29 protein-coding genes and 1 pseudogene are annotated in these 22,675 nt (G+C 53.6%); 18 read left to right on the plus strand and 12 right to left on the minus strand.

Translation table 11 applies throughout. The features are described from left to right. Positions 1 to 194 precede the first annotated feature (194 nt). Complete coding sequence (locus tag PFER_RS09740) at positions 195 to 764, minus strand: CAP domain-containing protein (RefSeq protein ID WP_052696226.1); 570 nt, start codon at positions 762 to 764, stop codon at positions 195 to 197. Positions 765 to 827: 63 nt separating this feature from the next. On the opposite strand from PFER_RS09740, the gene PFER_RS09745 reads away from it, so the two are divergent. Beyond that, the gene (locus PFER_RS09745; protein ID WP_048151601.1) at positions 828 to 1,439 is read left to right on the plus strand and encodes a hypothetical protein; all 612 of its coding nucleotides are present in this window, start codon (positions 828 to 830) and stop codon (positions 1,437 to 1,439) included. Here the strand turns inward: PFER_RS09745 and PFER_RS09750 are convergent, their stop codons facing one another. Then, positions 1,440 to 3,593 (minus strand): restriction endonuclease, encoded by a 2,154-nt coding sequence (locus PFER_RS09750; protein WP_048151605.1) that lies wholly within the window; start codon positions 3,591 to 3,593, stop codon positions 1,440 to 1,442. It abuts the gene before it with no gap. A 222-nt stretch (positions 3,594 to 3,815) separates the two neighbouring features. On the opposite strand from PFER_RS09750, the gene PFER_RS09755 reads away from it, so the two are divergent. Next, on the plus strand, positions 3,816 to 5,045 hold the full coding sequence (locus PFER_RS09755; protein ID WP_048151607.1) for a phosphoglycerate kinase: 1,230 nt from the start codon (positions 3,816 to 3,818) through the stop codon (positions 5,043 to 5,045). A gap of 24 nt (positions 5,046 to 5,069) precedes the next feature. Further along, entirely contained in the window at positions 5,070 to 5,561 is a 492-nt protein-coding gene (locus PFER_RS09760; protein WP_048151610.1) for a type II toxin-antitoxin system VapC family toxin, read from the plus strand. Positions 5,562 to 5,613: 52 nt separating this feature from the next. On the opposite strand, the gene PFER_RS09765 is transcribed toward PFER_RS09760, so the two are convergent. From PFER_RS09765 to PFER_RS09790, 6 genes are read right to left on the minus strand one after another with little or no spacing between them, the layout of a single operon-like run. After that, entirely contained in the window at positions 5,614 to 6,009 is a 396-nt protein-coding gene (locus PFER_RS09765) for a hypothetical protein (protein ID WP_048151612.1), read from the minus strand. After that, positions 6,006 to 6,443, minus strand: a complete 438-nt coding sequence (locus PFER_RS09770) for a HEPN domain-containing protein (protein WP_245612534.1) — start codon at positions 6,441 to 6,443, stop codon at positions 6,006 to 6,008. Before PFER_RS09770 ends, PFER_RS09765 begins: the two co-directional genes overlap by 4 nt. Then, entirely contained in the window at positions 6,361 to 6,969 is a 609-nt protein-coding gene (locus PFER_RS09775; protein WP_048151613.1) for a nucleotidyltransferase domain-containing protein, read from the minus strand. The genes PFER_RS09770 and PFER_RS09775 overlap by 83 nt, the downstream gene beginning before the upstream one ends. Before the next feature lie 59 nt (positions 6,970 to 7,028). Then, complete coding sequence (locus tag PFER_RS09780; RefSeq protein ID WP_048151614.1) at positions 7,029 to 7,364, minus strand: hypothetical protein; 336 nt, start codon at positions 7,362 to 7,364, stop codon at positions 7,029 to 7,031. Then, positions 7,361 to 8,200 (minus strand): DNA-3-methyladenine glycosylase family protein, encoded by an 840-nt coding sequence (locus PFER_RS09785; protein ID WP_048151617.1) that lies wholly within the window; start codon positions 8,198 to 8,200, stop codon positions 7,361 to 7,363. The genes PFER_RS09780 and PFER_RS09785 overlap by 4 nt, the downstream gene beginning before the upstream one ends. Continuing rightward, positions 8,197 to 8,484, minus strand: a complete 288-nt coding sequence (locus tag PFER_RS09790) for a hypothetical protein (protein ID WP_048151621.1) — start codon at positions 8,482 to 8,484, stop codon at positions 8,197 to 8,199. The genes PFER_RS09785 and PFER_RS09790 overlap by 4 nt, the downstream gene beginning before the upstream one ends. Before the next feature lie 125 nt (positions 8,485 to 8,609). Here PFER_RS09790 and PFER_RS09795 point away from each other — a divergent pair. The 6 genes and pseudogenes from PFER_RS09795 to PFER_RS09820 all read left to right on the plus strand — a co-directional run bounded on the left by PFER_RS09795 (position 8,610) and on the right by PFER_RS09820 (position 13,989). Next, a pseudogene (locus PFER_RS09795) lies at positions 8,610 to 9,930 on the plus strand (NfeD family protein). 1 nt (position 9,931) lies between these two features. Continuing rightward, the gene (locus tag PFER_RS09800; protein WP_048151624.1) at positions 9,932 to 10,741 is read left to right on the plus strand and encodes a slipin family protein; all 810 of its coding nucleotides are present in this window, start codon (positions 9,932 to 9,934) and stop codon (positions 10,739 to 10,741) included. 284 nt (positions 10,742 to 11,025) lie between these two features. Continuing rightward, entirely contained in the window at positions 11,026 to 11,805 is a 780-nt protein-coding gene (gene minD / locus PFER_RS09805; RefSeq protein ID WP_048151627.1) for a cell division ATPase MinD, read from the plus strand. After that, entirely contained in the window at positions 11,805 to 12,056 is a 252-nt protein-coding gene (locus PFER_RS09810; protein ID WP_048151631.1) for a hypothetical protein, read from the plus strand. Before minD ends, PFER_RS09810 begins: the two co-directional genes overlap by 1 nt. A gap of 85 nt (positions 12,057 to 12,141) precedes the next feature. Further along, the gene (locus PFER_RS09815) at positions 12,142 to 12,381 is read left to right on the plus strand and encodes a hypothetical protein (RefSeq protein WP_048151634.1); all 240 of its coding nucleotides are present in this window, start codon (positions 12,142 to 12,144) and stop codon (positions 12,379 to 12,381) included. Positions 12,382 to 12,477: 96 nt separating this feature from the next. Further along, positions 12,478 to 13,989 (plus strand): AMP phosphorylase, encoded by a 1,512-nt coding sequence (locus PFER_RS09820; protein ID WP_048151637.1) that lies wholly within the window; start codon positions 12,478 to 12,480, stop codon positions 13,987 to 13,989. Here PFER_RS09820 and PFER_RS09825 read toward each other — a convergent pair. Further along, positions 13,986 to 14,525, minus strand: a complete 540-nt coding sequence (locus PFER_RS09825) for a Maf family nucleotide pyrophosphatase (protein ID WP_048151640.1) — start codon at positions 14,523 to 14,525, stop codon at positions 13,986 to 13,988. The genes PFER_RS09820 and PFER_RS09825 overlap by 4 nt on opposite strands. A 108-nt stretch (positions 14,526 to 14,633) precedes the next feature. On the opposite strand from PFER_RS09825, the gene rpl7ae reads away from it, so the two are divergent. From rpl7ae to PFER_RS09855, 6 genes are all read left to right on the plus strand, one after another. After that, a complete protein-coding gene (gene rpl7ae / locus PFER_RS09830) occupies positions 14,634 to 15,005 on the plus strand; it encodes a 50S ribosomal protein L7Ae (protein WP_048151641.1) in 372 nt (123 codons plus the stop codon). 58 nt (positions 15,006 to 15,063) lie between these two features. Beyond that, positions 15,064 to 15,273 (plus strand): 30S ribosomal protein S28e, encoded by a 210-nt coding sequence (locus PFER_RS09835; protein WP_048151644.1) that lies wholly within the window; start codon positions 15,064 to 15,066, stop codon positions 15,271 to 15,273. A gap of 2 nt (positions 15,274 to 15,275) precedes the next feature. Continuing rightward, entirely contained in the window at positions 15,276 to 15,479 is a 204-nt protein-coding gene (locus PFER_RS09840) for a 50S ribosomal protein L24e (RefSeq protein ID WP_048151647.1), read from the plus strand. Between the two features lie 142 nt (positions 15,480 to 15,621). After that, the gene (locus PFER_RS09845; protein ID WP_048151650.1) at positions 15,622 to 16,068 is read left to right on the plus strand and encodes a plasmid mobilization protein; all 447 of its coding nucleotides are present in this window, start codon (positions 15,622 to 15,624) and stop codon (positions 16,066 to 16,068) included. A gap of 99 nt (positions 16,069 to 16,167) precedes the next feature. Beyond that, positions 16,168 to 17,118, plus strand: coding sequence for a DNA adenine methylase (locus PFER_RS09850; RefSeq protein WP_084593955.1), 951 nt, complete (start codon positions 16,168 to 16,170; stop codon positions 17,116 to 17,118). 26 nt (positions 17,119 to 17,144) lie between these two features. Next, on the plus strand, positions 17,145 to 17,768 hold the full coding sequence (locus tag PFER_RS09855) for a hypothetical protein (protein WP_157255202.1): 624 nt from the start codon (positions 17,145 to 17,147) through the stop codon (positions 17,766 to 17,768). On the opposite strand, the gene PFER_RS09860 is transcribed toward PFER_RS09855, so the two are convergent. Next, positions 17,765 to 18,721: a DNA methyltransferase gene (locus PFER_RS09860; RefSeq protein ID WP_048151655.1), complete on the minus strand. Its 957-nt coding sequence runs from the start codon at positions 18,719 to 18,721 to the stop codon at positions 17,765 to 17,767. The genes PFER_RS09855 and PFER_RS09860 overlap by 4 nt on opposite strands. A gap of 112 nt (positions 18,722 to 18,833) precedes the next feature. On the opposite strand from PFER_RS09860, the gene cobO reads away from it, so the two are divergent. Both cobO and ndk read left to right on the plus strand, forming a co-directional pair. Next, entirely contained in the window at positions 18,834 to 19,361 is a 528-nt protein-coding gene (gene cobO / locus PFER_RS09865) for a cob(I)yrinic acid a,c-diamide adenosyltransferase (protein ID WP_048151658.1), read from the plus strand. A 46-nt stretch (positions 19,362 to 19,407) separates the two neighbouring features. Continuing rightward, positions 19,408 to 19,932, plus strand: coding sequence for a nucleoside-diphosphate kinase (ndk, locus tag PFER_RS09870; protein WP_048151660.1), 525 nt, complete (start codon positions 19,408 to 19,410; stop codon positions 19,930 to 19,932). Here ndk and PFER_RS09875 read toward each other — a convergent pair. Both PFER_RS09875 and PFER_RS09880 read right to left on the minus strand, forming a co-directional pair. Next, entirely contained in the window at positions 19,929 to 20,252 is a 324-nt protein-coding gene (locus PFER_RS09875) for a hypothetical protein (protein WP_157255204.1), read from the minus strand. The genes ndk and PFER_RS09875 overlap by 4 nt on opposite strands. A gap of 37 nt (positions 20,253 to 20,289) precedes the next feature. Then, positions 20,290 to 20,757, minus strand: a complete 468-nt coding sequence (locus tag PFER_RS09880) for a hypothetical protein (RefSeq protein ID WP_048151666.1) — start codon at positions 20,755 to 20,757, stop codon at positions 20,290 to 20,292. 110 nt (positions 20,758 to 20,867) lie between these two features. On the opposite strand from PFER_RS09880, the gene infB reads away from it, so the two are divergent. Next, on the plus strand, positions 20,868 to 22,664 hold the full coding sequence (gene infB, locus PFER_RS09885; protein ID WP_048151669.1) for a translation initiation factor IF-2: 1,797 nt from the start codon (positions 20,868 to 20,870) through the stop codon (positions 22,662 to 22,664). Positions 22,665 to 22,675: the final 11 nt, after the last annotated feature.

Below are 22,675 nucleotides of genomic sequence, written 5' to 3' on the forward strand. Positions count from 1 at the left end.
GGGCCACCTCCAGCATGTCCCTCAAATCCCACACCAGGTCCAGCCCTGTTCAACCTCAAGAGGAACTCCTTGGCAACTCCTTTAAAGACTCCCCCGCGCGGATCGAGACCAAAATGGGCGAAATACCTGTGATTAAAATGCTAAATATCAATGCCCCAATTCCCGCTTTTTCTTCTGATCACTTGCCATCGGGTCTAACCAAACGTCTGAACGATGTAGACGCAGTTTTCGAGCGTCATGTTCTCGTAGGTGCACGTGGGGGCGTAGGCCACCCCAACCCCCGTCAGGGCGAACTCCCTGCGGAGAATGTTCTCCCTGTGGCCCGGGGAGTTCATCCATCCAGCTATCGCCTCCTCCACGATTGCCGACTCCTCTGGCGGGCCCGCGTAGAGGAACAGGTTCTCTCCTCCCCACACTATGGTCTCGCTCTTTCCGTCCGAAACGCTCCTTGGAGTGTAGCCCACCTTGGCGAAGCGGTCGCGGAAGGTTTCGCCCTCGGGGCTCTCGTGGGAGAAGTAGTTCCTCCTTGCCATGTCCTCCGCGTGCATCTGCGCTGCCTCGGTCAGGCGCTCGTCCCATGAGAGAGGAGGCAGTCCGTGGGATTCTCTAACCTCGTTGACCCTCTCAAATATCTCGCTTCCTATTCCCTTAAGGTCGAGAACAGTGGAATCCTGCTCAACCATCCCCCTACTTTCCCTCTCGGAAACGCAGCCGGTCGCCATGACAAGGAGGATGAGGAGTACAATAACTTTCGGTGCTTTCATATGTACCACCTCGTTGGGAAAGCTTTTAAACCCTTCACTCACTCTCACCAATAGGTGATGCCCTTGAAATTCAGGGGAAAGACTTTTGGAAATACGGCGAGAATTGAGTTTGAGATACTGACCCTTGGCGAGATTAAAATTGAAGACCTCCGTGATTTTGACGTTGATACCATAAAGGTCGAGATTAAGCCCACGTCATCCGGACTGAAGCTCATAGGGATATGGGAAGGCGAGATTGAGAAGGCCGGCGAGGGAATAATGCGCGCCCTCGAGGAGTCCCACAAGCTGAGGGAGAGGATAATAAACAGGATGCGCTCCCGCGTGGAGAAGCTGAGGGGGATACTCCACAGCCTTGGTTTCAGGGAGGAGGTCGTGGACTACGGCAGCTACCTGAAGTTCTCGAAAAAGGTCGGCAAGTACGAGCTCGTTGTTATGGTCTCCACAAGGACGAGCGGGGTCAGGATGGAGATATACGGCGGCGAGAAGAAGGTCATAACGCCCGAGATAGAGACGCTCTTCGAGGAGGTTGACGTCGAGGAGCTCGAGACCTACGAGTTTGAGGAGGAGCCCCAGGAGAGGCTCGTTATAAACATTGAGATTCCAGAGGACGACGAGAAGCCGGAGAACAAAATTGTGGAGGCAATAAAGATAATAGAGAACCTCCTGATGGTCTGATCACTTGTATTTGCTCTCCAGCTGCATCTTCTTCAATTTTGCGGTTATGCCTTTATCCACGAGGGCGTCCTCTTCCAGTATCTTACCGTCCTTGACGTCAATCTTGGCGTAGTAGAGCCTGTTGCCGGATGAGGCCTTTATTATGAGGTAGCCCCTGTCCCTGTAGTGAACCATCTTCTCTGTGTTCAGCTCCTTCTCGCCGTATTTACTCTTGACATGCTCATGGAAGAGGTTTTCAAGGGCCCGCTCCGTGTAGTAGATTTCCTTTTCCAAGAGTTTGCCGCTTCCCCTGTCGAGCTTCAGCGTCCCGAACTTCTCCTCCCCGAGGAACTCCACGACCCAGTGGCCCTCAAGGCGAGCCTCCTTAACCCTGGCCTCGATTCCCTCCCCCTTGAGGTACTCCTCAGCCTTCCTGGTGGCCACGTCCTCCCTGAGCACCCTGTCCTTCTCCTCTATAGCCTTCCCGTCCTTGCTCACCGCCACCTCCACAACGTACTCTGGATTACTGATTTTGAAGACAAACGAATCCTCCGTCTCCTCAACGGACTCCACGTTCCAGCCGCTGTACTTCTCGAGTACGAGGCTCTCGGCCTTCTCCCTGCTTATCTCGACCGTGTAGTCAATTATATCGAGGTTGGAGCCGTCCACCTTGACGGTTGTCTTTCCATCGGGGCTCTCGAGGGAGACCTCGAACACCCTGTGCTGGGTCAGCCTGAAGCTCCTCGCCTCGAGGTTTGCTATTGGGAAGTTCTTCTCTATGAGCTCCTTTGCGGCCCTGAAAACTTCACCCGGTCCGTGGAGCTCCCTGACCACTGCGTACCTGCCGTTATGCAGTTTTATGGAGAGGACGACGATTTTATCCTCGCCCTTCAGGAGTATGTCAGCTATGGCCTCCCCTTCCGTCTCGTCGAGGTTGATTATCTCTCCTCTGGGGTAGAGCTCCCTTATCAGGTTCTCCATGGCGGCCTTCTTCATCTTGATCTTCCTCGAGGTTATCTCGCCCGTGTACCTCGCGACCTCCATGATGAAGACGAAGCGCTCGGTTTCGCCCTTGACCACGAGCCGGTCCTTCTTCTCCTCCGGAGCCATCTTGAGAGGTTCTTCCCCAACCGCGGAGGCGCAGGCCTCCCTAACGTAGTCCAGGAGCTTTTCCCTATCGAGGGGCTCTATCGAAATCTCAATCGCCTTCCTCCGCAGGTCAACCGTCGCTGTTGCACTGTTGTTGAGGAGCTTCAGCCTCAGATGGGCCTCCACTGGAACGTAGACCATTTTCTTGTCCACTATCTCAACGTGGGACTGTGGAACCCCGAGCTCTCTCCCTATCCCGGACTTGGCTATGAGGGTTGCCTCACTGGGCTGGATTCCCTCCTTCACCTCGACCTCCGTCGCCTTGAGGATGGACGAGTCGTTGAGAACCGCCTTGGAGAGCGGAACCTTGAGCTCTGGATCCTCCTCCCCCTTCACAACGATGCTTCCGTCGCTGAACACAACGGCCCTGTTCCTCTCTGTCTCCTCCTCCACCTTCGCCGACCACGTGACTATGTACGCCGGAGTGAGGGAGACCGAGAGGTGCTCCACCTCTATGAGGGAGCGCCTTATGGAGTATTCGCTGGAGAGCTTCTTAATCACCGCCTCGATGGTCTTCTCGTGGTTGAAATCAAATAGCAGCGGTGAATCTAGCTTCATGATCCTGAATACGTCCCTCCTCTTCCGCTCCTCTTCCCTCTTTGACTCTATCTCCTTGAGGAGCTCCTTCGGCGGCTCTATGCCGTACTCGTTGAGCATCCCGGCCACGCGCTCCCCGCCCCACAGGATGATTCTACCCCTCTGCTCACGCTGGACAAGGAGCTTCGCGTCTTTGGTGAAGTCAACGTTGGTTACTATTATCCCCCTGTCAGCTTTAAACCTGTCCAGGTACTCAATAAACCGCTTAACATCATCCGAAGAAACGAGGGCACCGGTTTTTACGCTTATCAGGTACTTCTCAAAACCGCTTATAGGGTCGTCCCTCGTGGCAACGATATCAATTCCCTCAAGCTCCCTGTTGGCGACCTTCTCCGCCTCCCTGAACCCTGCCCGTTTCAGGAGTTCCAGTGCCTGCTCAACAAGATAATCGTGATCAACCCTACGAACAAGCTCCGGGGTCCACTTCATAACTCTCACCAGCCGTTGAGGATAAACCTATGCACTACTTGGTAATCATGATATAAATTTGTTTTGCAGGGAGTGTTTCTCCAAAAACTCCAAAATCGGCGTGGACGCGTTAGAAATTCCGCAACAGCGTTACGGGGATTAACGCGCATTTTTACCGTTATCACCGGGGGTGTATAAAATAAACTTTTAATTCATCATTTTTGATGCTCTCATGGTGATGGGATGCTGAAGCTCACCGATTTTGACTATCATGGAAAAACTGTTCTTTTCAGGGCCGACCTTAACTCCCCCATGGAAAACGGGCGCATAACCAGCGATGCCCGCTTTCGGGCAATTCTCCCCACGCTTGAGTACCTCCTTGAGCACGGCGCCAAGGTTGTGGTGGCAACCCATCAGGGGAGGCCCTACTCGGGCGATTTTTCGACGACGGAGGAGCACGCAAGGGTTCTCGGAGAGCTCATAGGCAGGGAAGTGGAGTACGTTGAGGACATATTCGGCAAGTACGCGAGGGAGAGGATAAGGGCGATGGAACCCGGAGAGGTGCTTATGCTCGAGAACCTCCGCTTTGCCTCAGAGGAGGTGAAGTACGTCCCCCTTGAGAAGTCGGAGCGCTCATTCCTTGTCAGAAAGCTGGCGGAGGTCATTGACCTCGTGGTAAACGACGCCTTCGCAACCGCCCACAGGTCGGCGGCTTCCCTGGTGGGTTTCGCGAGGGTGAAGCCTCTCATACCCGGCTTTTTGATGGGCAGGGAGATAGGGGCGCTCAAGAAAGCATACGAGAGTACCGAAAAACCGAGGGTCTACGTGCTCGGGGGGGCGAAGGTTGACGACTCCCTCAGGGTCGCGGAGAACGTGCTTAAAAGCGGAAGGGCGGACGTGATACTCACGGGCGGCCTCGTTGGCCATGTGTTCACGCTCGCCAAGGGCTACGACCTGGGCGATGCGAACATAGAGTTCCTCTCAAAGAGGGGACTCATAGAGCTCGTTGACCACGCCGAGAAGATTCTGGACGAGTTCTACCCCTACGTCAGAACTCCCGTGGATTTTGCCGTTGAACTGGATGGGGAAAGGGTGGAGGTTGACCTCCTCAGCGACGAGAAGGCCCTCTTTGACAGGTACCCAATCCTCGACATAGGCTCGAGGACGGTTGAGAAGTACGCGGAGATACTCGGTAATGCCAGCATAATAGTGGCGAACGGCCCCATGGGGGTCTTCGAGAGGGAGGAGTTCGCCCTTGGAACCATCGGCGTTTTCAGGGCCATCGGGGAGAGCAGGGCCTTCAGCATCGTCGGCGGTGGCCACAGCATCGCTGGAATCTACCTCTACGGCATCGAGGGGATAAGCCACATAAGCACGGGTGGAGGGGCGATGCTTGAGTTCTTTGCCGGAAAGGAGCTTCCGCTCCTCAGGGCCTTCGAGGTGAGTGCGGAGCACTTCGGAGGCAAAGCTTAAATCTCCTCACCCCTACCCCCTTCCATGTTCGTTATAGACGCAGCCATATTCATACAGGGGGTTGACGTCGAGGGGGTTACCACTCCCGGCGTCGTTGATGAGGTGAGGGACCCGGAATCCAGGCTTTTTCTGGAGAGCCTCATAAGCGCCGGCAAGGTTAAGGTGCTCCTCCCCTCCCGAGAAAGCATTGAAGCCGTTAAAAAGGCGGCGAAGGCAACGGGCGAGCTTGGGGAGCTGAGTGAGGTAGACGTTGAGGTTCTCGCGCTGGCCTACGAGCTCAAAGGGGTTCTCTTCACGGACGACTACAACCTCCAGAACATTGCCAGGACACTGGGAATAGAGTTCAAAACGCTCAAGAGGGGAATCTCGAGGGTTCTGAAGTGGCGCTACGTGTGTGTTGGCTGCGGCAGGAGGTTTGAGGAAGAACTCTCCGGTGGGACATGTCCCGACTGTGGAAGCCCGGTAAGGCTGCTTCCGAAGAAAAGGGGGAAAAAAAGACGGGCTCGGCGCTCATAGGGCTCATCATTACCCACGCTCAGGGATTACGCTCTCGTCATGGCCCGCTTGTTCACCGCATGTAGTAGGAGACGAGCTCCATAATCTCCGGCTTCCTCTCAACCCTCATCCTTAAGAACCTTCTCAGCTGGCTGTTCTCCGCTATGAGGCCAGATAATTCGATGGCGAGGAGCTTGTTGTCCTCGCTCACCCCGTAGGCCTTGAAGCGGAGGGATGCGTACTCCATCTCCAGCCTCCAGACCTTTTCCTCCAGCTCCCTTACCCTTCTCTCCAGCCCCTCGAGTTCGCCGGAGCTCTCCTTAAACTCGCCCGTAAGTGCCATCTCGACTATCCTCTCCACGGGAACGCCGTAGCGCTCGCTCAACAGGTTTATCTCGCTTACAAGCTCGTCATCGAGCTCGACCTCGACCTTTCCAAACCCCCTCTCCGGTTTTATGATGAGCTTCATGGACCTTCCTCCAGCAGTGCCTTCATAATCCCGGTGAACTCCTCCGCTATTTTGAGGGCTTCCTCGGCCTCCTCTCTTTCGGGTGTGTAAACCACATCGTACTGGTCCTCATGCCTGAGCTCGCGCATTCTATCGAGGAGTTCGACCCACTTCCCGTCGAGTTTCCCTGTTTTGACGTAGAGTTCCTCAAGGTAGCGCGCTATGCAGTAGTGACTCTTCTCCCTCCAGCCGTCCTTAAAGAGGAGGGCCCTGGCGGCGTGGAACATAGCCATGTAGGATGCTATCAGGGAGCTTCTGTAAGAGCCAAATTCGAGGGTCTTCCTTGCCTCGGAAAGCCACTCCTCAGCCCGCTTAATGCTTAACAGTCCTTTCTCCCTTGAGGGAACTACCCTTCGCAGCAGTCCCCTCTCCACGCAGGTCTGAAACCCTGTCAAGCGCCTCACCCCATACGAGCATTGAGCCGTAGACGAGCGAATAGTAGAAAACCGGGTCGTTCTCCCTCAGGTTCCTGAGCCTTCCCGGCGTCAGCACGAGGAGGTTTACCTCTCTCCCTACCACGGCTTCAATCTTGCGCTTCAGCGAAGCTGACTTTTGGATGCTCGGCCTCTCTGTGAGAACCCACACGTCAAGGTCGCTTTCTGGGGTGTTCTCCCCCCTGGCGAAGCTTCCATACACCCCAAGACCCAGCGTCCACCCCTCCCGTAACCCCTCGAGCTTCGGATATAGGTATGTAAAGTTCAGGAACCGTTTCAGCTCCCTCTTCTTGGGATTGTTTAGAATTCTAAACTTCCTTCCCCTCTTTTCCGCAATTCCATACTTTACGAGAAGAGAGAGGGTCTTTGATACCAGTCCCTTACTGACTCCCGTAGCTTTTGCCGTCTCCTCCACACCCACTAAGGGTTGCTCCAGTACGTGTCTGAGAATCTTGATCCTCTCTTCTGTGGACAGCAGCTCGTGCATGGTATTCACTTTCGTTCATGATTTATGAACTTTTCGTTCACACTCCGTGAACAAGTCGTTCACGATTCGTGAACTTTTCTCTCAAGCTCGCGTCTCTTCTCCTCAAACCTCTCCCTCAACTCGGCGTTTTCCTCCCTGAGCCTGTCCCTCTCGGCCGTCATCAGCTCCTTATCCCTCAGGGCCTTCTCGTAGAACCCCCTGAGCCTCTCAAGCTCCTCCTCCATCTCCCCGAGCTTTTCCTTCAGTTTCTCCGCCTTCTCTCGGAGGAACTCTTCGCGCTCGGCTTTGAGGGTCTCCTCTACCGTGGGAAGGTTCGCCCTGAGCAGTTCGCTTACATCCCGCCCCTTCAGGACCCTGAATCTCTCCTTTGGAATTACTATTCGTATCTCGCTCATCTCCTCTTCCTCTCCAGCTCGGTCTTCCTGTCGTAGCAGGTGATGTAGAAGGCCAGCAGTCCCTTCCACTTCCCGTAGGGCTCGATTACATCCCTCACGTCCCTCTCCCCCACTTCCTTCACGCTCTTACCGAAAATCTTCGATATTCCCCTCCTCAGCCCGAGGTCTCCCGCGGGATAGACGTTCTTCCTCAGGCCGTAGGCGAGGAACAGCTCCGCCGTCCACTTTCCAACTCCCCGGAACTTCGTGAGGTATTTTATCGCTTCATTAACGTCCCATTCCCGGAGTTCGAGGTTCAGCTCACCTCTAAGATAAAGCTCCGTGAGCGACTTTATGTAGCCGGCGCGGTAGCCGAGCTTCGCCTCCTTTAACCTCTCATCTCCAAGTCCCGCTATCTCTTCGGCAGTGGGGAAGGCGTAGAGGTCGTTTACACGCTTCCCCGCGAGTCTCACGAGGTTCGCTATAGTCCTCTGGGCGAAGTCAAAATTAACCTGCTGCTGCGCTATTACCTCCACGAGGGCCTGGTAGGAGCTTGGCGCGGCGGGAACCGTGAGGCCCTGGAACTCTTCGGCAAGGAAAGCGAAGGGGGAGTCACTTATCTCCGCGTAGAATGAGTCCAAGTCCGTATCGAGGCCGAGGATGAACGAGAGCTTCTCCTTTACGAACTTCCTCTCCGCGGACGATAGTCCCTCTGGCAGGATGAAGTCCCCTCCATCGTAGCCCCCCACTACCGCCTTTCCATCCGGAAGACGGAGTGCCTGGTAGAAAACCCCTCCCTCGAACTTCCACGTGCCGTTCCTTATCATCTCGTGCGAGGTCTTTCGGAGGTCCATCATTTCAACCACTCGTCGAGCGTTTTTGGTGCGTTCCGTATCTTTTTGAGCGTCGAGACGTAGAGCCTCTTTCCGTCCGATGAGCGGAGGATTTGGAGCTCGTTTCTCTCCTCCAGAAAGCGCATGATTTCCTTAACGTCCCCCTCTCTGACCCCGAAGGTGTCCTTAAGAGTTTTCCAGAAGGGCTCGTTGAGGGAGTGGCGGGAAACTTCCCTCACGACTTCCCAAGCGTACCTAACCCTCTCGTCGCCGCGGGCAAGCTTAAACCTCTTTATGGCCCCCTTCATACGCTTTAACTTCCGGCTTTGGCTCTTATTAATGTTTGGGACTCCTCCGAAAACCTTAATTAAGGTTAAAGCGATTATTATTTGTGGTGGTGATTGTGAAAAAGCTCCTTCTCGTCCTGGGGCTCATGCTCCTCCTTACGCCGGCGCTCGCACAGGCTAAAACCGTTTACGTGGCACAGGTCACGGGGACGATAACTCCCTACACCTATGACCAGTTTGACAGGTACATAAGCGAGGCGGAGCGGGCCGGGGCGGAGGCGATAGTGATAGAGCTCGACACCCCCGGTGGAAGAGGCGATGCCATGCAGGAGATTATCCAGAGGATAAACAGCGCTAAAGTCCCCGTGATAATATACGTTTATCCGCAGGGTGCCATAGCGGCCTCCGCGGGGACGTACATAGCCCTTGGGTCGCATCTCATAGCCATGGCGCCTGGGACGAGCATAGGTGCCGCCGAGCCCATACTCGGCTACTCTCAGAACGGGAGCATAATAAGAGCCCCCGAAAAGGTGCGGAACTTTTACATCGCTTACATGCGTTCCCTGGCCGAGTCTAGCGGTAGAAACGCCACCATCGCAGAGCGCTTCGTTACGGAGGACCTTAGCTTAACCCCCGAGGAGGCCGTGAAGTACGGCATGGCCGATGTGATAGCGTACGATGTTGAAGACCTGCTCAGCAAGGCGGATGGCATGACGACCAAGAGGCCCGTGAACGGGAAAAACGTTACCCTGAGCCTCAGGGGGGCGGAGATACGCTACCTGGAGCCGACTTTCAAGGACGAACTCATCTCATACATAACCGACCCAAATGTGAGCTACATCCTCCTCACGCTTGGAATATGGGCGCTCATTCTGGGCTTCCTCAGCCCCGGGTGGCACGTTCCTGAAACGGTGGGGGCCATAATGCTCGTGCTCGCAGTAATCGGCCTCGGTTACTTTGGCTACAGGAGTGCGGGGCTTCTGCTCATCCTCCTGGCGGTGGTCTTCTTCATCGCGGAGGCTTTGACCCCGACGTTCGGCCTCTTCACGGTCGCGGGCTTCATAACGTTTGTCCTTGGTAGCATACTGCTCTTCAGCGGGGGTGGTGGAGTGGACTATCTGGTAAGCAGATCTACCTACGAGCAGCTTAGGGTTATCATAGTTACCGTCGGCCTTCTCCTAGCGGTGTTCTTTGCCTTCGGAATGGCGGCGGTGATCAGGGCACACAGGGCGGAGGGCCCAGACGGGCAAGGAGGAGATGGTGAACCAGGTGGGTACTGTCGTCGAGCCTCTAACCCCCGAGGGCCTCATAAAGGTGCGCGGGGAGCTCTGGAAGGCGGAGAGCAAGTACGGCGACGATATAGGCGTGGGGGAGAAAGTCAGGGTTGTGAAGACCGAGGGGCTTAAGCTCATAGTTGTTCGCCTTAGGGATACCCGGGTTGAAGAAAAGGAGAAGGGTGGTGAATGAGATGGCGTTGTTGGGTTTCGGTGGAATTGCCGGGGCCATCGTTGTACTCTTTGTTTTGATATTTCTGGCCTCGGCGATTAAGATAGTGAAGGAGTACGAGAGGGCAGTGATATTCAGGCTTGGAAGGGTTGTGGGAGCCAGAGGGCCCGGACTGTTCTTCATAATTCCAATATTCGAAAAGGCCTACATCGTTGACCTCAGAACGCAGGTGCTCGATGTGCCTGTGCAGGAGACCATCACCAAGGACAACGTGCCGGTTAGGGTCAACGCGGTGGTCTACTTCCGCGTTATAGACCCAGTTAAGGCCGTTACGCAGGTCAAGAACTACATAATGGCAACCTCCCAGATATCGCAGACAACCCTGAGGAGCGTCATAGGACAGGCACACCTCGATGAGCTCCTCAGCGCAAGGGACAAGCTAAACATGGAGCTCCAGAAGATAATTGACGAGGCAACCGACCCCTGGGGTATAAAGGTCTCAACGGTGGAGATTAAGGACGTTGAGCTCCCGTCTGGAATGCAGAGGGCAATGGCGAGGCAGGCAGAGGCTGAGCGTGAGAGGAGGGCGAGGATTACCCTTGCCGAGGCCGAGAGGCAAGCCGCTGAAAAGCTCGCCGAGGCGGCGCGCATAATCTCCCAGGATCCAATGGCCCTCCAGCTCAGGACGCTTCAGACCATAAGCGACGTGGCCAACGACAAGAGCAACACCATAATCCTCCCGCTCCCCATGGAGATGCTGAAGCTCTTCAAGGGCTTCGCCGAACTCGCGGGCGAAGCGAAGAGGAAGCTGGAGAAGGAGGAGGGTGAGTGAGCTTTTTCCTATTTTTACATTTTCTGTGGATTCTTGGAAAGAATTAGAAATATGTTGTGTACTTACATCCAGCTTTTCTTTCGAGACTGTTCTTTTATGGCAGGAAATTTAATGCCACCCCTGCACAACCGTTAAATTAATATATTTCATTCGAACATCAGAAGCTGTGACTTATAAATACAACGATGTGCGAAAATATACACAGCAGTGTATCAGTGTGATCAGGGAAAGTGTTTTAACACATGAAGTACTAAAAACATCAGCTGAAGATGGAGGTGTGCCCCTTGGAAGGAAGGTCAATTGTTTTTGCATCCGGTAAGGGTGGTACGGGTAAAACCACAACCGTTGCCAACCTTGGCGTTGCTTTAGCGCAGTTTGGCAAGGAGGTCATTTTGATAGATGCCGATATCACCATGGCAAACCTGAGCCTCATACTCGGCATGGAGGACATCCCGGTGACGCTCCACGACGTCCTTGCGAGGGAGGCAGACATCAGGGACGCCATATACGAGGGGCCTGCGGGTGTTAAGGTTATTCCCGGTGGCCTCAGCCTCGAGAAGATAAAGAAGGCCAAGCCGGAGAGACTAAGGGATTTAATCAGGGAAATCGGCCAGATGGGTGATTTCATACTCATTGACGCCCCGGCGGGTCTTGAACTTACCTCCGTTACGGCCCTCCTCATTGGAAAGGAGCTCATAGTGGTCACCAACCCGGAAATCTCGGCAATCACCGACTCCCTTAAGACCAAGCTCGTCGCTGAGAAGCTCGGAACCCTCCCGCTTGGGGTTATCCTCAACAGGGTGACCAACGAGAAGACGGAGCTCACGAAGGATGAGATAGAGGCCATACTTGAGGTGCCGGTCCTTGGAATGGTCCCCGAGGACCCGGAGGTCAAGCGCGCTTCGGCCTACGGTGTTCCGCTCGTTATCAAGAACCCCACCAGCCCGGCGGCAATAGCCATCAAGCAGCTGGCCGCGAAGCTTGCGGGAATCAAGTACACCCCGCCCGAGCCGGAGAGCCCGATCAAGAGGGTCTTCAAAGCACTCTTCGGAGGGAAGAGGTGATGGCCGCGGGGACTGTAATCATTATGGTGCTTTTAATCCTGGTGGTGCTCAACATAATCCTCCTCTTGCTGTACCTCTCCGCCAGGAGGACGCCGTACTACGTGGTCTACGACGAGGAAACCAAGAGCGCACTCAAGAGACGTGTGCTCAACCTCAAGGAGGACCTTGAGTCAGAGCTCAACGAGTTCGACGTTACAGAATGGGAGAAGACCCTCGAGGAGTCCATAGAGGAGGAGATAAGGGACCTTTAATTTTCCATCCTCTTGTTACTAAACTTTTATAGAGCGTTAAACTTAAAAATCTCTTTTACCATAATGCTAACGGGGTGATCGGGGTATGAGGCTTAAGTTGGCGTATCCCGATTGCCTCGTTGAGGTGAACGGTGAGGAAGTGTACACCTTCTGTGGACGTCTCTTCAGGGCATCCCTCAGCGAGATCAGGGCCTACGTGGAGGGGAGGGACAGCATCCTTCCCGAGCCCATAAAACGAAAGGCCCGCGATATCGTGAGCGTGCTCGACCATCTTAATATGGGAAGGGGATACTACACGGCACCGCACGGCATACGGGCCGCGTAACTCCGTTCCCCTCTCAACGCCCTTTTCTCCAAAAGTTTTAAGTACCAGTTTTTAGTAGTAGCATAGTTAACGGAGTGTCAGAGAGGAGGTGGAAGTATGAAGCTTAAGGGGAAGATACTTGACGTTAGCCCCGGGAAGAGGCTCGTTTTTGTGAATCCGGAGGATGCCGAAAAGGCGAAAATACACCCGACCGACCTTGTCAAGCTCGAGATAGGTAAGAGGGTTCTCTACGGTGAGGCCGCGATAGACAGCATCAACGTCCAGCCCGGGGAGGTTGGCCTGAGCAGGGAGTTCTACGGGACAAACCTCTCGCAGGGCGAGCTCATTGAGGTACTCCCCGCGCCAACCCCCGAGAGCGTGCGCTACATCAAGAAGAAGATGCACGGCGAGAAGCTCAAGAAGGTGGAGATAGAGAGCATAATTAAGGACATCGTTGACAGAAAGCTCAGGGACGTTGAGATAAGCGCCTTCGTAACGGCACTTGAGATTCACGACCTGGATATGGATGAGACCGCCTCCCTAACCATGGCGATGGCGGAAACGGGTGATATGCTCGACATTGACAGGAAGCCCATCATGGACGTCCACAGCATTGGCGGCGTCCCGGGCAACAAGACCAACATGATAGTCGTCCCAATAGTTGCCGCCGCCGGGTTAACCATTCCCAAGACTAGCTCGAGGGCAATAACCAGTGCCGCCGGAACGGCGGACGTTATGGAAGTCCTCGCCAACGTCAGCTTCTCCCTCGACGAGATAAAGCGCATAGTGGAGAAGGTCGGGGGCTGCCTCGTGTGGGGAGGGGCCCTGAATTTAGCTCCCGCGGACGACCTCACGATCCACGTGGAGAGGGCCCTCAGCGTTGACCCCACGGGGCTGATGCTCGCGAGCATAATGTCCAAGAAGTACGCTATGGGGGCCCAGTACGTGCTCATTGACATCCCCACGGGCAAGGGTGTTAAGGTCGAGACCATGGAGGAGGCGAGGTTCCTTGCGAAGTCCTTCATAGAGCTCGGAAAGAGGCTCGGCCAGTACGTGGAGGTGGCGATAACCTACGGCGGTCAGCCGGTCGGCCACACTGTCGGCCCGGCCCTTGAGGCAAGGGAGCTCATGGAGACTCTCATAAGCGGCAAAGGTCCGGGTAGCCTCGTGGAGAAGGCCACCGGCTTAGCTGGAATCCTCCTCGAGATGGGCGGCGTTGCACCGGCCGGAATGGGCAAGAAGATGGCGCGCGAAATCCTCGAGAGCGGAAGGGCCTACGAGAAGATGAAGGAGATAATAGAGGCCCAGGGAGGAAACCCCGAGGTCAAACCCGAGGACATCCCCATAGGCGACAAGACCTACACCTTCCACGCCCCAGCGAGCGGCTACGTCACCGGAATCAACAACCGCGCCATAACTGCCATAGCGAGGCAGGCAGGGGCGCCGGAGGACAAGGGGGCCGGCCTGAGGCTCTACGTCAAGGTGGGCGAGAAGGTCAAGGAAGGCGATCCGCTCTTCACCATCCACGCGGAGAGCGAAGCGAGGCTTGATCAGGCCATAGTGCTCGCCAGGAGGATGGACCCCATAAGGATAGAGGGAATGGTGCTCCAGAGGGTCGGGAACATCTAAAGCATTTCCCTCACTTTTCTTATTACCTCTATCGGAAGCCCGACCACGTTGTAGTAGTCACCCCTGATTCCCTTCACGAAGAGGCCTCCCTTTCCCTGAATCCCGTAGGCGCCGGCCTTGTCCATTGGCTCCCCGGTGGAGACATACCACTCTATATCCTCATCGCTCAGCTCGTAGAACTCAACCTCCGTCTCGACGGCCCCTTTAACTTCCTTCCCGTCCTTCACTATGCAGTAGCCCGTTATGACCCTGTGAACCCTCGCGCTCAGAGAGCGGAGCATCTCCCTCGCTTCGTCCGCATCCCCGGGCTTTCCGAGTATCCTCCCCTCGAGCACCACCACCGTGTCGGCCCCTATGACCACTCCCCCGGTTTTTCTGTAGACTTCCCACGCCTTTCTCCTTGCCACCTCAACGACGTGCTCCCTTGGGGGAAGCTCGCTGCTCTCGTCGGCGTTGCTTGGAACCACCTCAAACTCCTCGAAAAACCTGCCGAGTATCTCCCGTCTCCTCGGGCTCTTCGAGGCCAGCACTATCATTCTACCACCCTCCACGGTGTTGACGGAAAACTTTAAATATGCTTTCGGCCTTTGCCCCATTGGAGCTTGAGCTCCAGATGAACGATGAAAGAAATGGAGGGATGGTAGATGGCTAAGCCAAGCTACGTCAAGTTTGAGGTTCCAGCTGAGCTCGCTAACAAGGCTCTCGAGGCCGTCGAGCTTGCTCGCGACACCGGTAGGATAAGGAAGGGTACCAACGAGACGACCAAGGCTATTGAAAGGGGCATCGCCAAGCTCGTGGTCATCGCCGAGGACGTTGACCCTGAGGAGATTGTTGCTCACCTTCCGCCCCTGTGTGAGGAGAAGGAGATACCCTACATCTACGTGCCGAGCAAGAAGGAGCTCGGTGCTGCCGCTGGTCTCGAGGTCTCATCCGCAAGCGTTGCCATAGTTGAGCCCGGCAAGGGTAGGGAGCTTGTCGAGGATATCGCCGCGAAGGTTAAGGAGCTCGCCAAGTGAGCTCCTTCCCCTCACTATCATGTTGAGGGCGAGATTCAATTTATGAGAGGTGTGAGAAATGGCAGACGATGGATTCCCGTCCGAGGTTATCGAAATCATCGGCAGGGCCGGTGTTACGGGTGGCGTCACCCAAGTGAAGGTCAGGGTTCTCGAAGGCCCTGACAAGGGAAGGGTCATAAGGAGAAACATCAAGGGCCCCGTTCGCGTCGGGGACATAGTGATACTCAGGGAGACAGAGAGGGAAGCAAGGGAGATTAGGAGGAGATGAAAATGGCGAGGTGGAACGTCTGCTCCTACTGCGGAAAGGAGTTCGAGCCGGGAACTGGCAAGATGTACGTCAGGAACGACGGCAGGGTGTTCTTCTTCTGCTCCAGCAAGTGCGAGAAGTACTTCCTCATGGGCAGGAACCCCAGGAAGCTCAAGTGGACGAAGGCTTTCCTCGAGGCCCGCCAGCAGAGGGCCAAGAGGAAGTGACTCCCTTTTCATTAATTTTGTTTTGGGATTCAATAAATGCCTATTCTAGTGTCTCTCTGGGTATGTTATCTGCCTCAGAGGTTAAAGATAATGCTTTAAAAATTTATAATGTTTTGCGTGAACATGTTATCCGGTGGGAGCAATGTTTGAAGAGATTATAAAGAGGCTTTTAGAGCTACATGCTCCAGCAACCCGTAAGCTTAAAATCCCATTGGCGGGCACTAAAGCATTTGATGCAATTTTAGACTCTGAAAAAATTTTGGAAGGGAATGTGGTTGATCTCGCGGTGAGTGAGTTTGCTAAATATTCTAGAGGAGACCACCAATTGGTTTCCAAGTTTAGAGAAATCCTACTTAGGGAACTCTCTGGATTGAGGGACCGGAGGTTAATTAAGAAAAAAGTCAGAGCTCTCAGAGAAATATGGGAGGCGGAGGCTAGGACACTGGCCGTTCAGAACAGGAGAAATAAATGGTTGTCAATTCGAGTCACAGAGGGGGAGTATGAGTTAGTTGTTAAACAAGCCCAACAGGAGGGGCTAGATTTATCGAACTATATCCGAAAAAAACTGGGATTGGAGTACAAGCCGTGAATATTATGTTGCACCAAAAATTTTATAATCATGTTGCACATAATTTTGTCGAATGCCTTATTAAGGTATCCCACAAAGACTTCATAGGAGGATATAATTATGGCAGAACCTATCCTAAAATGGGCTGGGGGAAAACGGCAGATATTACACGAAATTGTCACTTTAATGCCTAAAGACTTCAGAAATAGAACATTCCATGAACCCTTTTTTGGTGGAGGTGCCGTAACTTTCTGGATGGAACCAGAGAGAGGGACTATAAATGACATAAACCCCAAGCTGATGAATTTCTATGTTGTAGTCAGAGACCACGTTGATGAGCTTATTGAGGATGCGAAGAAACATAAAAACGAGAAGGAGTACTTCTACAAGGCCCGTTCCGAGTTCAATGAGATAGTCAGAAGCGGGTTTGAGATACCAAATATCCGGCTTGCTAGCCTCCTTTTGTACCTCAATAAAACTGCATTTAACGGATTATATCGCGAAAATAGAAAAGGCGAGTTTAACGTCCCCTTTGGAAGATATAAAAATCCAAAAATAGTTGACGAAGAGCGCCTTAGAAAAGCCAGCGAAGTTCTCAAAAAGCTGGAGATCCACAATGAGGATTTTACATATATACTAAAAGTTGCTGAACCCGGTGATCTGGTCTATTTCGATCCGCCCTATCACCCCGTTTCCGAGACTGCCAGTTTTACTAGCTACTCCAAGGAGGATTTCAGTAGGGGAGATCAAGAGCGCCTCCGTGATGTTTGCCTTAAGCTTCACGAAAAGGGGGTTTACTTTATTTTGAGCAATTCGTATGTAGAACCAATTCGCGAATTGTACGAGGGGATTGATGGGATCGAGGTGTTCAAAATCTACGCAAAGAGGGCTATAAACTCAAAAGCCGACCGCAGAGGGGCGGTTCCGGAGATGCTGGTTACTAATGTCCCCAAAGAACTTCGAGTAGGGAGGAATAAAGTACGGTTGCTAGTATATAATGGGAAAAACAAAGCTTCTGGCAACATTAAGTCAATACTCAATTTTGTGCCCGTTGCGGAACGATCGATTTAAAACATTCTCTCTGTTTTTCTAAATTGGTGAAGCCTGTGGAGTTAGGGGACATCTTCAAAATAGTTGAGAAGTTGGAACCAGCAGAGATCAAAGAAACTCAAAAAACAAGGAAAGTGGCCAAAGAAGGTGGAAGAACAGTTCTATACCACGGGTCCAATGGTACTGAGGTCATTATTGTTAGAACAGATAAATTATGCCCCGGAGACTTTAAGGTAGTCTTGAAACCAAAAAACCAGAAGGAGTTCGCCCCAACTCATGTTCGGCTGTTCTTTGACCTTTATCTAAAGCGGATCAGCAACGAAGAGTTGGCAAAGAAGGTATTCCTTGCATTCGAAAGAATAAACAATGGCGAAGACATTAGCAAAGTCGTTAGCTCTTTGAGCGGTTTAGCATTTGAAATGGAGCTGGATCCAGCAGATGTAACCGTGTTTTATGGATCATTATTAATGGCGGAGCAAGATTGGAACTACGGACCACGGGGTTGTAGAGAAAGCAAACTTGATCCTCCTAGGGAATTCTTGATGCGATTTATCCGCTGGCTTGCTCAGTGTGAGTATGGTGATATAGACAGAATAATAACGACGGCAGTCCGAAACAGACCGGCACCAGCAAAGTACGGAAAGTCTATGTTCGAGATCTGGAAGGACTAAACTTTCATACTCTCTTTGAATCTTTTTACGTTTTCCTCACTGCTGGGTTTCCTAAACACAAACAAGTGCTCATGTGCTATCAAGTAGAAGTCCCTTTTCCGAGTCTTCCATGGTTCGGTACCTCTCATGTGGTGCTGAACTTTGATTATGTCCTCCTTTACTATGAACCCTGCTTCTAAGAACGCTTTCATAACTCTGAATGCTATTGGAACATAGTGTCTGTGTCTCCTAGTGTCCCCCATTAAAATTGCAGCATATTTTCCAGGTTTAAGTACCCTGTAAAACTCCTCGGCAACTTTTTTCATCTCTTGGATGAACTCATCTATAGACCTCACCTTAGATAAATCCCCTTCCACGGAAGACCGAGCCTTTTTTGTGTATCCAATAATGTTTGCATAAGGGGGGTGAGTTGCTATCAGGTCTATACTTTCATCTTCAATTTTATCCAAATTCCGTGCGTCTCCTTGGTAGAGGCGTATTTCTGGCTCAACCCATGTTATCTCTTCCTTTAATCCCAAATAAGGACCCAAAGTGGATGCTTTGTCAGAAAAGGGGTTATACTCAAAGTTTAACCGATCCCATGCCACCATAAGCGCTTCGTAGTTTATGTCCACACCTATTCCATGTCTTCCAAGTAGCTTGCATTCGATCAAGGTTGTCCCGCTTCCAAGGAATGCGTCTAGAACAACATCTCCGGGTTTTGTGTATTGAAGGATCAAGTTCCTAGGAACCTGAGGTGCCCAGTTGCCTCGATATTTTGCATTTGCATAGTGTGTGGCCCATTTCCCCCTCTCGGGGAAGCTCCATACTGTTGTTGTTTCTAATTTGAAGTTCTGAGGATGGAATGTTCTAATGGGAAGGGGTTTGCCGATTTCAATCTTTTGGTCTTCGATAACGACGTGATCATGCTTTTTTATGAATTTTAGGTATTCTTCAAACAAAACCTCTCTCATTAAAGATCTCCCCCTGACTATAGTTTTCTTAACGATTCTTCTTACTAATAACTTTAACTTTCTTCCCGAACCCCTTAAAAACCCTGGCAATAATATCCAGCGGGTGAACCCTATGGCATGGAAGGAGAAGCTCGGATTGGTGCACATCTACACGGGCAACGGGAAGGGAAAGACCACCGCCGCTTTCGGCCTCGCTGTGAGGATGCTCGGCTCGGGCGGGAGGGTGATGATAATCCAGTTCATGAAGTCGCCCAGGGTCTACGGCGAGCAGATACAGATAGAGAAGTGTGGAGCCCTAATAGAATCCCTTGGTCTTCCGAAGTTCGTCCATGGGAAACCAGAACCGGATGACATTGAGGCCGCCCGAAAGGCGCTCCGGAGGGCCAAAGAAGTCGTCTCAAGCGGCGAGTGGGATCTGGTTATCCTCGACGAAATCTGCGTCGCCCTCGGCTTCGGGATGCTTGACGTTGGGGAGGTTAAGGAGCTCATAGAGGCCAAAGCCCCCCATACGGAGCTGGTTTTAACGGGTCGCTACTGTCCGGAGGAGCTTTTTGAGGTCGCCGACTACGTGACTGAGATGCGCGAGGTGAAGCACCCCTACCAGAAGGGCATCATGGCCAGGAGGGGCGTGGAGTATTAGGGCAAACCTTTTTTACATCCTTTCCCTATTCCCGCAGGTGTTGCCGATGGCCGAGAGGAAGATAGAAAGAACACTCGTTATACTTAAGCCCGATGCCGTCGTTAGGGGCCTCATGGGCGAAATCATCAGCCGTTTCGAGAAGAGGGGCCTCAAAATCATCGGGATGAAGATGATATGGATTGATAGGGAGCTCGCCGAGAAACACTACGAGGAGCACAGGGGAAAGCCCTTCTTCGAGCCGCTGGTTGATTACATCACCAAGGCCCCGAGCGTCGTCATGGTCGTTGAGGGGAGATACGCCATAAGCGTCGTCAGGAAGATGGCTGGAGCCACAGACCCGAAGGACGCCGAACCGGGAAGCATAAGGGGCGACTACGGCCTCGATATAGGCGACTCGATCTACAACATAGTCCACGCCTCCGACAGCCCGGAGAGCGCGGAGAGAGAGATAAACCTCTACTTCAAGCCGGAAGAGCTCTTCGAGTACTGCAAGGCCGCCGACTGGTTCTACCACACCCACGCAAAGGGAAAGAAGGAGTACCTCGACAGCATGGACTGCCTTAAGCGCTAAACGTGAATCTCCAGCTTATCCCTTTTGTTCTTCCTTAGGAACTCCCTGAACTCCCTCTCCACCTCCCCGCATCCCGGTCTCCTTATTGTGAGCGCCATCGCCGAGAGGATGGTTGAGAGGAACGCGAGGATGCCTCCTAGGGCTATGGTGGGTACGCCCGTTGGTGCGAGGGCAGTGGTGAGGGGAAACAGTCCAATAAGCGTTGCAAGCGCTCTCCTTCCTTTTCCCGGTGGCTTTGAGTTCTTCAGGCACTCCATGAGCTCTCCCAGCCTGGGAAAGTTCTTCCTCGTGAAACCGCCAACGAGGATAACCTCCCCCACCCGCGCCACCATCCTGCTTTCATCATCCGTCAGGCACTCACCGTCCCAGTTTAACCCCTCGAAGGGCCTTGCCTTGAGGTTCCTGAAGGGGTTTTTGAGCGAGAGCGCCAGCTCCAGGAGTCACGAGTAGCCCCGGAATCAACAGAAGGGGTGAGAACTGCACCGCGAGGGCGAGGGCAAACGCCTGTGTTGGCAGGAGCACGATGCCGCTCTGGACGAACTCGTCTATCGTCAGGCCCTTTCGCGAACGGAGCTCCACGTAGGCAATCGCTATGAGGAACGCCGCGAAGAGCTCAAGGCCAAAGAAGAAGCTCGGTGAGAAGACCTCTACGCTGATCGCGTAGCCCTTCTCCTCAAGCTCCACCGCCCATGTGTTTGTTAGGGAATAAGTGACTGTGGGGATTATGAGTAAAGCCGATTGCAGTTCCACCACCTTCCCCTTCCACCTCCCGAGGGCGAGAGCGGAGGCGATTCCAATAACCGTCCCGAGTGCAAATTCTATCATGCCACCACCGATGAAAATTACCATGATGCTTTTTAATCCTTGCGCGGAACCCTTAAAAGCCCATCCTGAGAGGGTGTTCCAGCTTGAGAAAATGTAAGAGGGTGATGCTCATGAAGAGGATTCGTCAGCCAATCATAGCGGTTCTCGGCCACGTTGATCACGGCAAAACCACTTTGCTTGACAGGATAAGGCACACGAACGTGGCCGGAAAGGAAGCGGGAGGAATAACCCAGCACATAGGCGCCACCGAGGTGCCCATAGAGGTCGTGAGGGAGATAGCGGGCCCCCTTCTCAGCCTGTGGAAGGGTGAGATTAAGCTTCCGGGTCTGCTCTTCATCGATACTCCGGGTCATGAGGCCTTCACAAGTCTTCGTGCGAGGGGAGGAAGTCTTGCCGACCTGGCGATACTCATCATAGACATAAACGAGGGCTTCCAGCCCCAGACCCTTGAGAGCATAGAGATACTCAAGAAGTACAGGACGCCCTTCATAGTGGCTGCCAACAAGATAGACCGCATAAAGGGATGGAAGGTGGTGGAGAACGAGCCCTTCCTCGTTAACTTCAAGAAGCAGGACCAGAGGGCGCAGGGCGAGCTTGAAACGAAGCTCTGGGAGGTCATAGGCAAGTTCTACGAGCTCGGCTTCCAGGCCAACCGCTTCGATCGCGTCAAGGACTTCACGAAGGAGCTCGCTATAGTGCCCATCTCGGCCAAGCACGGCATAGGCGTGGCGGAACTCCTCGTCCTCATAGCCGGTCTCTCCCAGAAGTACCTGGAGGAGAAGCTCAAGATAGAGGTGGAAGGACCCGCCAGGGGGACGATCCTCGAGGTGAGGGAGGAGCTCGGTCTCGGCACAACCATAGACGTCATAGTCTACGACGGAACGCTCAGGAAGGACGACACCATAGTCGTTGGCGGCAAGGACAGGGCCATAGTGACCAAAATCCGCGCCCTCCTCAAGCCCAAGCCCCTGGATGAAATAAGGGATCCCCGCTTCCGCTTCGACCAGGTGGACGAGGTTAGCGCCGCCGCGGGTATAAAGATAGCCGCTCCGGGGCTTGACGAGGCCCTCGCCGGCTCCCCAGTTCTCGCCGCCAACACGCCCGAGGAGATTGAGAGGGCCAAGGAGGAGATACTGAGCCAGATCGAGCGCATAAAGATAGAGAGCGGTGAAATCGGTGTCATAGTCAAGGCTGACACACTTGGTTCTCTTGAGGCCCTCAGTAAGGAGCTCCAGGAGAAGGACATCCCCATAAGGAAGGCCGACGTTGGGGACATAACCAAGATGGACGTCATGGAGGCGCTGAGTATAAGGGATGAGGACGAGTACCTCGGCGTCATATTCGGCTTCAACGTCAAGGTGCTCGAGGAAGCGGGGGAGATAGCCAAGACCAAGGGGATTCCGATATTCTCGGGCAACATCATCTACAAGCTCATAGAGGACTACGAGGCCTGGCGGAAGGAGAAGGAAGAGGCCAAGAAGAGGGAGATCCTCGCCCAGACTCGCTTCCCCGGAGTCATAAGGCTCTATCCAGATGAGCGCTACGTCTTCAGGAGGCGCAACCCCGCGATAGTCGGTATAGAGGTCATCGAGGGCAGGATAAGGCCGGGCTATCCGCTCATGAAGCAGAACGGTGAAAAGATAGGCGTCATAAAGTCCATCAAGAACAAGGACGACTTCATCAACGAGGCAAAGAAGGGGGACGCCGTCGCGGTGGCCATAGAGGGGCCGACTGTTGGAAGGCACATACACCCCGGGGAGACCCTCTACGTTGACCTCAGCAGGGACGACGCGATAAGGCTCGTGAAGGAGCTCAAGAACGAGCTTGACGAGACGGACATAAGGGCCCTCAGGGAGATAGCGAGGGTCAAAAAGGTCAAGGACCCGTTCTGGGCCTCCCTCGGCTGACGGGTGGTCCC

The sequence above is a fragment of the Palaeococcus ferrophilus DSM 13482 genome (assembly GCF_000966265.1).
Taxonomy (GTDB): domain Archaea; phylum Methanobacteriota_B; class Thermococci; order Thermococcales; family Thermococcaceae; genus Palaeococcus; species Palaeococcus ferrophilus.